At 60.9% G+C, this 12,390-nt stretch carries 9 protein-coding genes and 1 pseudogene; 8 read left to right on the top strand and 2 right to left on the bottom strand.

Features of this window, described 5'->3' with window-relative positions:
- Positions 1-148: 148 nt before the first annotated feature.
- Positions 149-1,459: a Glu/Leu/Phe/Val dehydrogenase gene (locus ABI660_RS14765; protein WP_348069336.1), complete on the bottom strand. Its 1,311-nt coding sequence runs from the start codon at positions 1,457-1,459 to the stop codon at positions 149-151.
- 124 nt (positions 1,460-1,583) lie between these two features.
- Entirely contained in the window at positions 1,584-3,371 is a 1,788-nt protein-coding gene (locus tag ABI660_RS14760; RefSeq protein ID WP_348069334.1) for an ABC transporter transmembrane domain-containing protein, read from the bottom strand.
- A gap of 601 nt (positions 3,372-3,972) precedes the next feature.
- On the opposite strand from ABI660_RS14760, the gene ABI660_RS14755 reads away from it, so the two are divergent.
- The 8 genes and pseudogenes from ABI660_RS14755 to ABI660_RS14720 form a co-directional block, all read left to right on the top strand.
- Entirely contained in the window at positions 3,973-4,470 is a 498-nt protein-coding gene (locus tag ABI660_RS14755; protein ID WP_348069332.1) for a DUF4402 domain-containing protein, read from the top strand.
- Positions 4,471-4,480: 10 nt separating this feature from the next.
- Entirely contained in the window at positions 4,481-5,101 is a 621-nt protein-coding gene (locus tag ABI660_RS14750; protein ID WP_348069330.1) for a hypothetical protein, read from the top strand.
- A 42-nt stretch (positions 5,102-5,143) separates the two neighbouring features.
- Positions 5,144-5,650 (top strand): DUF4402 domain-containing protein, encoded by a 507-nt coding sequence (locus tag ABI660_RS14745; RefSeq protein ID WP_348069327.1) that lies wholly within the window; start codon positions 5,144-5,146, stop codon positions 5,648-5,650.
- Between the two features lie 85 nt (positions 5,651-5,735).
- Positions 5,736-6,599 carry a molecular chaperone gene (locus ABI660_RS14740; protein ID WP_348069325.1) on the top strand — a complete coding sequence of 288 codons (864 nt, stop codon included), beginning with the start codon at positions 5,736-5,738 and terminating at the stop codon, positions 6,597-6,599.
- Between the two features lie 83 nt (positions 6,600-6,682).
- Entirely contained in the window at positions 6,683-9,310 is a 2,628-nt protein-coding gene (locus ABI660_RS14735) for a hypothetical protein (protein WP_348069322.1), read from the top strand.
- A 738-nt stretch (positions 9,311-10,048) separates the two neighbouring features.
- On the top strand, positions 10,049-10,540 hold the full coding sequence (locus ABI660_RS14730) for a MarR family transcriptional regulator (RefSeq protein ID WP_348069388.1): 492 nt from the start codon (positions 10,049-10,051) through the stop codon (positions 10,538-10,540).
- Between the two features lie 79 nt (positions 10,541-10,619).
- A complete protein-coding gene (locus tag ABI660_RS14725) occupies positions 10,620-12,134 on the top strand; it encodes an efflux transporter outer membrane subunit (RefSeq protein ID WP_348069386.1) in 1,515 nt (504 codons plus the stop codon).
- A 62-nt stretch (positions 12,135-12,196) separates the two neighbouring features.
- Positions 12,197-12,390, top strand: a pseudogene (locus tag ABI660_RS14720) (EmrA/EmrK family multidrug efflux transporter periplasmic adaptor subunit); the annotation flags it as partial.

Below are 12,390 nucleotides of genomic sequence, written 5' to 3'. Positions count from 1 at the left end.
CTGAGGCCCCCACGGTCGTTCACTGCGTGTAGCTCCCTGCCGCCCGAGGGGGCCGCTACGCCTGCGGCCCGGCAAAGCCGGTTCCGCGGCCCCTGCTTGAAATGAAAGCCGTAGATATCCTCTCGCACTGATGCGAACGCACAGGTGATCAGGGATACAAACCGCGCAGCTCGCGTGTGTGCAGTATGCGTTTGCACGCCACGATGAAGGTGGCGGTGCGCAGACTGACCTTGTGGTCCTGTGCCACTTGCCAGACGCCGGCAAAGGCTTCCTTCATGATGCGTACGAGGCGGGCATTGATTTCGGTTTCGTCCCAGAAGAAGCTCGAAAAATCCTGAACCCATTCGAAATAACTGACGGTCACGCCGCCGGCATTGGCAATCACATCAGGCAGCACCAGCACATTGCGTTCATGCAGAATGTCGTCGGCCTCCGGGGTGGTGGGGCCGTTGGCGCCTTCAATGATCATGCGTGCCTTGATGCGTCCGGCGTTCTCCCGGGTGATCTGCTGCTCAAGTGCGGCGGGAATCAGGATTTCGCAATCAACTTCCCAGAATTTGTCGTCGCTGATTTTTTCGGCCTGCTCGAAGCCGGCCACACTGCCGGCCTCGGCCACGTGTTTTAGCAGCGAAGGCACGTCCAGCCCTGCTTCGCGATAGATTGTGCCGCCATGGTCCTGCACGGCCACAATGCGCGCACCGGCTTCCGCAAACAGCTTGCCGGCGACGCCTCCCACATTGCCGAAGCCCTGCACCGCCACGCGGGCGGTGGCGATGTCCAGCCCGATGTGTTTCGCCGCTTCAGCACCGACGGTGAACACGCCGCGGCCGGTGGCCTCGCGCCGGCCCAGCGAGCCACCCAGGTCCACCGGCTTGCCGGTCACCACTCCGGTCGCGGTCGAGCCGGTGTTCATGGAATAGGTGTCCATCATCCACGCCATGATCTGCTCATTTGTGTTGACGTCGGGCGCGGGGATGTCCTTGTTCGGGCCGATGATGATGCCGATCTCGCTGGTGTAGCGGCGTGTCATGCGCTCGAGCTCGCCGCGCGAAAGTTTCTTCGGGTCCACGCGAATACCGCCCTTGGCACCGCCGTAGGGAACATTCACCGCAGCGTTCTTGATCGACATCCAGGCCGACAGCGCCATGACTTCCGACAGCGTCACGTCCTGGTGAAAACGCACGCCGCCCTTGCCCGGCCCGCGAGAGACGTTGTGCTGAACGCGGTAACCTTCAAAGTGCGCCACCGTGCCGTCGTCCATGTGGATGGGCACGTCCACAATCAGGATGCGCTTGGGGCGCTTGAGGGTTTCGGCCCAGCGCGCCAGGCTGCCCAGGTGGGGTATCACGCGGTCTACCTGCTGCAGGTAGTTGCCCCAAGGGCCGAGATGATCGGCCTGCAGATAAGAGGGCAGCGGATGTGTCAGTACCGGGGTGACGGCGGGGGAAGCTTGCGACATCAAATACTCCTGTTGGAAGATCAATGGCCACAGCTTAGGCGCGCCGGGTTCAACTGTCCAAGGCCGGCTTCATGGGTTGCCATGCATTAAACGCATAACCACGGGTTGCCCCTTCCTGCACCACTCAGACGTTGAACTGCAACGCGGCCAGTCGCGCATAAATGCCGCCGCGCATCACCAGTTCAGCGTGGCTGCCCTGTTCCACCAGCCTGCCATGGTCCAGCACCAGGATGCGGTCGGCTTTTTGCACCGTGGCCAGGCGGTGCGCCACCACCAGCGTGGTGCGGCCCTCCATGGCCGACTCCAGCGCCGCCTGCACCATGCGTTCACTCTCGGCGTCCAGTGCGCTGGTGGCTTCGTCCAGCAGCAGCAGCGGCGGGTTTTTCAGCATGGCGCGCGCAATGGCAATACGCTGGCGCTGCCCGCCCGACAGGCGCACGCCGCGCTCGCCCAGGAAGGTGTCATAACCCTCGGGCAGGGCGGTGATGAACTCATGCGCAAAGGCCGCCCGCGCCGCGGCTTTCACCTCTTCGTCATTTGCCCCGGGCTTGCCGTAACGGATGTTCTCCAGTGCGCTGGTCGAGAAAATCACGGCGTCCTGCGGCACGATGCCGATACGCTGGCGCAGCTCATGCAGCGCCATGTCGCGGGTCGGCACGCCATCGAGCTCGATGCGGCCCGTGGCCGGGTCGTAAAAGCGCAGCAGCAGCTGGAACACCGTGCTTTTGCCGGCACCGCTGGGCCCCACGATGGCCACGGTCTCGCCGGGCGCCACGCTCAGGGAGAAGTCGCTCAGCGCCGGCTGCGCCGGACGCGACGGGTAGTGAAAGGTCACTGCTTCGAATTTGATAGCGCTTCCCGCCCGTACCACGGGGGCTGGAACCGGATTTGACGGTGAAGTCACGGGCGAGCGGGTTTCCAGCAGCTCCATCAGCCGTTCGGTGGCGCCGGCGGCGCGCAGCAAGTCGCCGTACACCTCACCCAGCACCGCCGTGGCGCTGGCCAGGATGATCACGTACACCACCGTCTGGCCCAGGTGGCCGGCACTGATGTCGCCGCGCATCACTGCCTGCGTGCCCTGAAACAGGCCCCACAGCAGCGACGCCGAGGTGGCGATGATGATGAAGGCCACCAGCACCGCGCGTGCCTTGCTGCGGCGGATGGCCGTGTTGAAGGCGTTCGTGGTCGATTCGTCAAACCGCGCGGCTTCGCGTGCCTCGGCGGTGTAGCTTTGCACCACTGGAATCGCGTTGAGCACCTCGGCGGCAATCGCGCTGGAGTCGGCCACGCGGTCCTGGCTGGCGCGCGAGAGCTTGCGCACGCGCCGGCCGAACCACACCGACGGCGCGACGATCAACAGCAGCGCACCGAGCACCTGCACCATCAGGTAGGGGTTGGTGAACACCAGCATGCCCAGTGCGCCCACGCCCATGACCGCATTGCGCAGGCCCATGCTGAGCGACGAGCCCACCACGGTCTGCACCAGCGTCGTGTCGCCGGTCAGGCGCGAGAGCACTTCGCCGGTCTGCGTGGTTTCAAAAAATTCCGGGCTTTGCCGCACCACATGCGAATACACCGCGTTGCGCAGGTCGGCCGTGACGCGTTCGCCCAGCCAGCTCACCATGTAAAAGCGGCCGGCTGAAAACAGGCCCAGCGCTGCCGCCACGCCAAACAGCTCGAAGAAGTGCGTGCGCAGGGCCATCAGCTGCGCGCCCTTGTCGCCCGCGCCCAGGCCGCCGTCGATCAAACCGCGCAGCGCCAGCGGAAAAACCAGTGTGGCCACCGCCGCCATGACCAGAAAAAAAACGGCCAGCCCGATGCGGCCGCGGTAGGGGCGCAGAAAGGGCATCAGGCCCGACAGGGAGCGGGGCGAGCCCTTGGGCGCGTCAGAAGGGGAGGGGGAGGTGGCCATCCCCGGAGTTTAGGGCCTGCCCTCGGACTGACAGTGCGTGAAGCCTGAGAAAAGGGGGGCCAGCCCTTGGCCGGCGAGCAGCAGACGACCCAATTTGCGGGTTTTTCGCGAGCTATGCGTAGCAACGGAGGAGTGCAAGCCGGGCAGCCGCAGGCCTCTGAATTTATGGACGAGTCATGGTGCAGGGAAATGGCGCATTGGTTATTGATGTTTCATCCGGCATTTACAGCGCCATTGTGTTGGCCTGCGCAGGCGAGGGCGCCGGGATGGCTTAAGTAAGTCGCCAGGGAAACAGATGCCTAGGGGCTGAGATGTCTCGCCATTCAATGCTTGCTTTGGATCGACAAAAATGGCTTATGAATGTAACAAAATGTATTTTTACCCCTTGTTGTAGGTTTTATTTCGTATCGAATCGGGTTCTCAAGTTAAGGATGTTGGAGAGATTATGTGAACAACCTCACGTCGCTACTCGTTTTTTTCGTAATTTACGCTTTCAGCTCGATTCTGGGTTGTCAATCGTTTTGTAAGAAGTTAATATCAACATGTAAGAAAAAGTTACTTATCGATGTTTCATCATTTTTATCAACCCGAGGGCTTTACCTTGAAAAACTTTACCCGCTTCTCCCTTCTTGCAGCCGTTATTGCTACGGCCAGCACTCTTTCGGTCAGCGCCCTGGCCGCAACAGCGACCGGCACTGCCAGCGCAACCGTTCTGGCGCCGATTGCCATCGCCGCCGGCACGGCTCTTAACTTCGGAACCCTGGCGGGCAATGCCTCGGGTGGTACCGTGGTCGTGACCGCTGCGGGTGCACGCTCAACGACAGGTACTGTGGTTGTGACGGGCGCTGCATTTTCTGCTGGAGCCTTCACGGTCACCGGAACCGGCGCTTCGACTTTCGCCGTGACTTACCCTGGCTCTTTTAATGTGAGCGCCAACGCTGGTGCGAACACCATGGCCGTGGTCGTCAACGGAGCTGCAACCGGTACGCTGGTTGGCGGAACGGTGTCGCTGCCTGTCGGTGGCACGCTGACTGTTGGCGCGAATCAGGTCGCCGGCAGCTACACCGGAACCTACACCATGACGGTGGAATACAACTAAACTGCGAAACATGCGCGGATCGTCTTTCTTTCGTGGTTCACAGCCGGTGCTGAATGCGCTGGCGGTTTGCGCGTTGATTGTTTCGGTCATGCTCGGCTACGGGGTAAATGCGGCTTCCACCAGTGGCACCGCGAGCGCGACGGTCTTGTCGCAAATTTCGTCGCAGCCGGTGTCCATTGTTTCGCCAGCGCCGGGTCCGGCACCTGTGCAGCAAGCTTCACAGCCTGTCTCACTGTCTTTGCCGATCCGGCTTAGCTTCAGCATTGACCAGCCATCGCGTAGCGCAGGTGGTATTGCGAGTCGTACCGGCGAAGGTTCAAGTTTTGGCATCACCATGATTGATGTGGATGCTTCGGGGGTCGCACGGTTCAGTGTCGCTGGAGCAGGTTCCACGTCGGGCTACATTGTTCAGTTCCCGGCTTCAGCTGACAGCTTGCTCAGGCAGTTTCCCAGCGCTGCAAGCACCTGCGACGCAGACGCGGCATCCAATGCGGCGCAGGGGTGCAAGGACGCGTCCCTGATTGTTCCCGCCCAGGCACTTGAAGGCGGCGGCCGCCTGGCTGTTGAGATCAGTCAGGCGCTCAGCAAACTGATCGCGGGCGAGTTGAGCGTCCAGGTCAACTACAACTAGGCGCTCCACGGGTTTCACAACCCGAGGCGCGGACTCCCAGCTATGGCAACTCTTTTTTGCAAACCCTACGTGATCGGGAAGTTTGCGTCGCTTCTGGGCGCCTGTCTGATCGCATGGGGGCCCGTCGCGTCGGCCAAAACGCAGTCGATTACCGTCACCGCGACGAACGCGGTGATCAATTTTGGTTCTTTTGCGGTACTTCCAAGTTGCGCAAATTGTTCCATCACGATCAGCCCGAGCGGTGCACGTACCGCCACGGCCGGGATTGTGCTGACCAGCGCCAATCCGGGGCAGGCCGGTAGTTACTCGGTTGTCGCCCAATGCAATGGTCAGGGCTGTGACCCCTACAGTTCGGCCATGACTCCCACCTCTGCCACATTGACCGCTGGCGGAGTCACCATGACGGTCGACACTTTTACATTGCAGCCGAGCGGGTCACTTCCCAATTTCACCATGGGTGTTGGCGCCAGGCTGACGATTCCCAGTAACCCCGGGGCTGGCACCTATACTGGCGCTGCGTTCATGTTGACGGTGGACTCTCCCCCATGAAGCCGGTAAACATGTGCCCGTCATTCCGAACGCTGCAGGGCAAACCCGCCACGGGGGGACGATGATGACCGGAATGGAGTCTTTCATGGCAATCTTGCGCCGCAAAGTGGTTCTTTCTTCATTGATGAGCCTGTCACTGGTGTCACTCATCAGCCTTGTTCCTGGGCCCGCGTTGGCCGATCTGATGATCAACCCCACGCGAATCGTGTTTGACAAAAATCAGCGTTCTGCACAGATCGACGTCATCAACGACGGTACGACGCCGGCTACTTACCGGCTCAACATCGTCAATCGCCGCATGACTGAAAACGGAGAGTTTCAGCCCATCACCGAACCCGGCCCGGGCGACCAATTTGCGGGTCAAATGCTGGTGTTTTCTCCCAGGCAAATTGTCCTGCAGCCTGGTACGCAGCAACTTGTGCGAATCGCGTTGCGCAAGCCTGCTGAACTCGCACCTGGAGAATATCGCTCTCATCTGAGTTTTGACAAGGTGGCTGATCCCAGCCTGACCAATGCCATTGAAGCTCAGGTAAAACCGGGAAGCAACGAAGTCGGTGTCACGATTGCTGCCCTGATTGGCGTTTCGATTCCAATCATCGTGCGCCACGGGGAAACGGACGCTTCCGTGACCCTGACCGAGGTCTCTATCGAAAAACCAAAGGCGCCAGGACAGCCCGGTGTGGTCGCCTTGCAGATGAACCGTACGGGAAACCGCTCTGTTTATGGCGATCTCACGGCCACGTTCAAGGCAGCCGGCGGAACGGAACAGATGGTTGCCCAGGCTGGCGGCGTGTCTGTCTACGTCCCGAATGCACGCCGCCGGGTGAAGCTCACGCTCCAGACGCCTGTGGGCACAGTCCTGTCGGGAGGCACGCTGACGGTGACCTACAAGGAGCGCACCGCCGACGGCGGAAAATTGCTGGCGGAAAACACCGTCCAGATTCCTTGATCCTCTCGCTGGCTGATTGCGAAGAGCTTCCGGCTGAGGCCATTCCCCTGTGTGAGGCACGGCGGAAGTGTGAACCCCTTGGGATGTTCAGCTTCACTTCGCTTTTTAAACCGCTGTTTCACAGCGTGGTATTTTTTTTGTCAGTCCTTGCCCAGCCTGCGTTTGCCCAGCCTGCTTTGTCCAAAGCTCCGTCTCTGGACAGCAATACCGTTCTTTTCGAGGTTCGCATCGGCCAGCATGTGCTGACGGATTCGCTGAACGCATTTCAGTTCGGCCAGAAAATATTCCTGCCTCTTGGCGAGATGTCGAGCTTGATGACCATCGCCATCCGTGCTTATCCGGAAGAGGGTGCTGGCCGCGGCTTTGTGCGGGGGGAAAGCAGGACGTTTTCGCTCAACACAGGAAACCGGACTGTCACATTGGGCGACAAGACGTCGACCTTTGATGGGACGGACATCCTGTCTCGGGACGATGACATTTACGTGGAAAGCAAGTTGCTGGCCGATTGGCTGCTGGTCGATTTCGATGTCAACCTCAGTAGCCTGACTGTCAAACTTAATCCGCGAGAGCCACTGCCTCTCCAGGCGCGCCTCGCCCGTGAATCCCAGTTGGGCGGACTCGCCGGACGCTCCAAACCAGAAGAGCTGAATTATCCCCGCAGGGACAATCCATACAGGCTCGTCGATACCCCATTCATTGATCAGACGATCTCCCTGGGTGCTCAAAGGGGCAACAGCCTGCACTCCAACAACGCTTCGTATACAACCTATATTCGCGGTGACCTCGCAGGCCTGCAGGCTTCCGCTTTTTTGTCCGGAACCAATCAGAGCAACTCCAGCCAAAGCCGCTTCACCGTGGGCCGCAGCGATCCGGCCGGGGATCTGCTGGGGCCTCTGCGGGCGAGGTCTTTTGCCCTGGGCAATGTGAGCGTGCCCGGGGTCGCCAACATTTCCCGTAGCAGCGATTTTGGCAACGGGTTTTCACTCGGCAATGTGCCCCTGGACCGCTCCACCCGATTTGCCAGCCATACCTTGCAAGGCGATTTGCCCCCTGGATGGGATGTGGAGCTGTATCTCAACAATGCCTTGATTGGTTACCAGCAGGCTCGCGGGGACGGAAAGTATTCCTTTGATGATTTGACGCTTGTGTACGGCGCGAACGAGTTCCGGCTGGTATTCCACGGACCGCAGGGACAGATCAGAGTGGAGCGCAAGAGTTTTCTGCTTGACGGGTCGCTCAACGAGCCGGGCAGCTTCTATTACAACCTCGCCTCGAACAATGATGCGGCGGGATTGCAGCACAGCGCTGCAATGGCCGAATTGGGGCTCAGCAAATTTCTCACCGGTACGCTGGGCATGGTGAATCTGGAAGGGTTGAATCAGACCCGCCAAAACTACACCAGCATGGGACTGAATGGCTTCGTAGGCGGCGCTCTCCTGGTGGGAAATCTGACCCAGCAGGCAAACGGAGGGACGCTCTCCGAACTCAGCGCTCGTACCCGACTGGCGGGTATTTCAGTCGGGTGGAACCACCTGCAATTAAAAGATTTCACAAGTGAGCTCTTTCCCTTGTCCGCAGACCCGGTACGGTCGCGCGACCGGCTTCGCTTTGATGGGTTGATCTCTCCGGAGTCACTGGGCGATTTCCCCTTTACGCTGGAGTTGCAGCGTGATCGCCTGCAGTCGGGAGCCCGGGTGATCGATGCAAGGGCATTGCTCTCCACTTCGCTCGGAGCGGCAACACTGACCAACCTGCTTCACGTCTCGCGCAACCAGGGCGCGCGTTCCGTCGATGGCGCTTTTCAGGTGAGCGGCAATGCGGGACAGTTTCGTGTGGGTGCCCAGGCCAGCTACCTGGTCCAGCCAAAAGCGCAGCTGTCTGCCCTGGCGGTTTCCGCCGATCATGCTTTGGGGGGTGGCTATCTCTTGAACGTCAGCAGTGCTTACACATTCCAGGACTCCGTGTTCCGCCTTAGCTCGAGCCTGAACAAGAATTTTGGCGGGTATGCCGTGGCTTTGACTGGCGGTGTGACGTCCCGGCGGGAGTTCACGGTGGGTATTCAGATATTCACGTCGGTGGCGCGGGAACCGCGTCGCTCACAATGGATGATGGATGCGGTTCCCGCGGCGGAGTCCGGTGCGATTTCTGCCCGGGTATTTATTGACAGCAACGGAAACGGGGTAATGGACGATGGAGAAGAGCCTGTCAAAAATGTCGGGTTTCTTGTGAATTCCTCGAACCACCCCGTGCGCACCGATGCATCGGGCATCGCTTATGTGGGACACCTGCTGGGCAACAGAAACGCCGACATTTCCGTCAACCAGGCAACTGTCGAGGATCCACAGCTCGTTTCCTCGCTGAAAGGCGTTCGAGTCACTCCCCGGCCCGGCAATATCGGCCAAATCGATTTTCCATTGGTGCTGACCGGTGAGATTGACGGCACCGTTTATCTGGTCAGCAACGAACGCAAGCGCGGTGTTGGCAATGTGTTGATTGAACTTGTTGATGCATCAGGAGAAGTGGTGACGCAGACCAGAAGCGGTTCAGACGGCTTTTATGTGTTGGTCGAAGTCCAGCCTGGAAATTACAGTTTGCGCGTTGGAGAAGAGCAACTCAACGAGCTCAAACTGGCTTACTCGGGCCCACGCAAGGTATCAATGTCGCCAAAAGGTGTCTTTGTGAATGGACAGGATTTTTCGCTCCAGCGCTAGTACCGCAACCTGGAAGTAGCGAAACAAAATGAAAGTGATGGATTCGTGCCCAGGGCAAGGCGCAAGCCGCAGCGAAGGCTGTGCGCCTTCGCAAGGGTTGCAACGCCGTCATGGGTGCGAAGACACGCTTTCATGTTTCGATACTTTCGGGTTGCGGTACTAGAGGCCTGTAACGCTGAAACCAGAAGCCGCTACCCGCGCGATACAGGGCACGCTCCGGCGTTTGCAAATGCGCGCGACGCCTGAGGCATCGCTGTGCTTTGCGCCTTGCATCGCACCCCGTCTCACGCGTTCCTCGCCTCCTATTTCAACGTTACCGGCCACTAGCCTTGATCCAGGGGGCATCCGGGCATATCCAACCGTCGCAAAGCAGGTCTTGCGGGCGCGACGGACTTGAACCGCGGCGTGCGTCAGTACCGCCAGCTACCTGGCGTACTGAGCGTTTGCAATGGAAGGTGCGCAACCCGGCAGTGCTATTTATTCGATAGCTCTATCCGACCGATCCATCAGGGCTGCAGGCTCAAAACAACCTAAATTTTCGCGCTGAGAACCAGTGCGGCCACTGCCGCCATGACCAGAACGAACACGGCCAGTCCCAAGCGGAGGAAGTAGCTCTGCCGCGAGTTTGGCGATAAAAGTTGCCATCACAAACACAGGCTTGACAATATTTGTCTAGGCAATTAATATTTGTGCATGGCCACCAAACCCCGTTCCGATTCCACTTCCGTTGCCGACGCGATGTCTTGCCCCCTGGTCGAGTTTTACCGGGCCGAGGGCTACAAGCCCGACGAAAGCATCGGCTACCTGATGCGCCGCATCCTGTCGCTGATCGCCCAGGGTGTGGAGCGCGAGCTCGAATCCAGTGGCTTGACGAATGCGCAGTGGGTGCCGCTGCTCAAGCTCTACATGGGCCGGGCCTCCACGGCTGCCGAACTCGCGCGCGAGTGTGACCTCGACGCCGGCTCCATGACCCGCCTGCTGGACCGCCTGGAGGCCAAGGGCCTGTGCCGGCGCACCCGCTCGTCGGAAGACCGGCGTGTCGTCAACCTGGAGCTAACCGAAGCAGGGCGCGCTGCTGCCAAAGAAATTCCCGTCATCCTGAGCCGCATCCAGAACGCGCACCTGGCCGGCTTCTCTCTCGAAGAATGGCAAACCCTCAAAGGCTACCTGACTCGCATTTTCGAAACCGCGCAAACCCTGCATGCATCCGCAGAAAAAAATGAAAAATAACAGCACCCCTTCCATGGTCCCGGACTCCGCCGCTGAAGCTGCGTCGCGCCGTCTTCCGCTCTGGCATGCCTCCATTCGCATGGCGCTGGTGACGACTGCCGGCCTTGTCGCTGCCGGGCTGATGGCCACCGGTCTCACCGGCTGCGCCGACATGTCGGGCATCCATTCAAACGCCAGCCTGCGCGATGCCTCCTCGCTAGGACTGCCCGCTGCTTCCGCGCCCGCAGCGCCGGTTGCCGCCGAATGGTGGCGCGACTTCGGCGACGGGCAGCTCAACACCCTGGTTGCCCAGGCGCTGCAGCACAACCCCAGCCTGAAGATGGCGCAGGCCCGGCTGGCGCGCGCGCAGGCCGTGAACGAGGTGGCCGGTGCGGCCAGGCTGCCGCAGATCAACGGCGGCATCGACCTGACGCGCCAGAAGTACACCGCCAACGGCGCCGTGCCCGCGCCACTGGCCGGCTCCATCCGCGAAAGCGGCACGGTGCAGCTCAGCGGCAGCTGGGAGCTGGACTTCTTCGGCAAATACAGCGCCGCGCTCGAGTCCGCGCTGGGCAGCGTGCGTGCCGCGCAGGCCGATGCAGATGCCGCGCGTGTGTTGCTGGCCAGCAATGTCGCGCGCAGCTACTTCCAGATTGCGCGCCTGAACGAGCAGCTGCAGGTGGCTGAGCGCACACTGGCGCAGCGTCAGGAAACGCTGGGCTTGGTGAAAGACCGCGTCAACGCCGGGCTGGACACCCAGCTCGAGCTGCGCCAGAGCGAAGGTGGCCTGCCTGAAGCGCGCCTGCAAATCGAGACCCTGAAGGAACAGCTCACGCTGGCCCGCAATGCTCTCGGTGCTCTGGTTGGGCAACCAAATGTGGCTGTAGCCCTTGTTCCGCCTGCGCTGTCAGCTATTAAATCAGTAGCGCCTGCACAGGCCATCCCGGCCGACCTGCTGGGCCGCCGGGCCGACATCGCCGCTGCGCGCTGGCGTGTCGAAGCCGCGTCCAAGGACGTGGTCAATGCGAAGACGCAGTTTTATCCCAACATCAACCTGGTCGCCTTCGCCGGTTTTTCCAGCATTGGCCTGAGCCGCCTGCTCGACGCTGGCAGCCAGCAGTGGGGCGTTGGCCCGGCGCTGCGCCTGCCCATCTTTGACGCCGGCCGGCTGCGCGCCAACCTGCGCGGCAAAAGCGCCGACCTCGACGGCGCGGTGGAAAGCTACAACGCCGCCGTGATCGATGCGGTGCGCGACGTGGCCGACCAGGTCGCCTCCAGCCAGGCCATCACGCGCCAGCAGGCCGAGCAGCGCGCCGCGCAGACGGCTGCCGAAGGCGCTTACGAAATTGCCGTGCAACGCTACAAGGCCGGCTTGGGCAACTACCTGTATGTGCTGACGGCTGAGACCAGCGTGCTCAACCAGCGCCGCCAGGCGGTGGACCTCGCCGCCCGCGCGCTCGACACACAGGTCGGGTTGATGCGTGCGCTCGGTGGCGGCTATACCGCCGACGCTTCCACCGCAACGCTTGATACTCCTGAAAAGATAGCTGATAGCGCAGGCGCAGAAAGGGCTGCAGGCCTTTTTTCTTCAAATTCAAGCGTCACCAGCCGCTGACCAGCCCAGCCCTGACGCACCATCCGGCTCCGACCATAACCAATACATAACAGTCATTCATCATGAACACACCAACCGCAAACGTCCCCTCGCCGCAACCCGCTAATCCTCAGCGCAAGAAGGCGCTGACCGCACTCGCCGCCGTTGTGGTGGTCGCCGGCCTCGGCTGGGCCGCCTATGAGGTCCTGGTGGCCAGCCACTACGAGTCCACCGACAACGCCTATGTGCAGGGCAACGTGATCCAGATCACGCCGCA

This window comes from Polaromonas sp. (genome assembly GCF_039930745.1).
Classification (GTDB): domain Bacteria; phylum Pseudomonadota; class Gammaproteobacteria; order Burkholderiales; family Burkholderiaceae_C; genus Polaromonas.
Note: the sequence above shows the minus strand (reverse complement) of the source record. Positions and strands in the feature narration are given on the sequence as shown.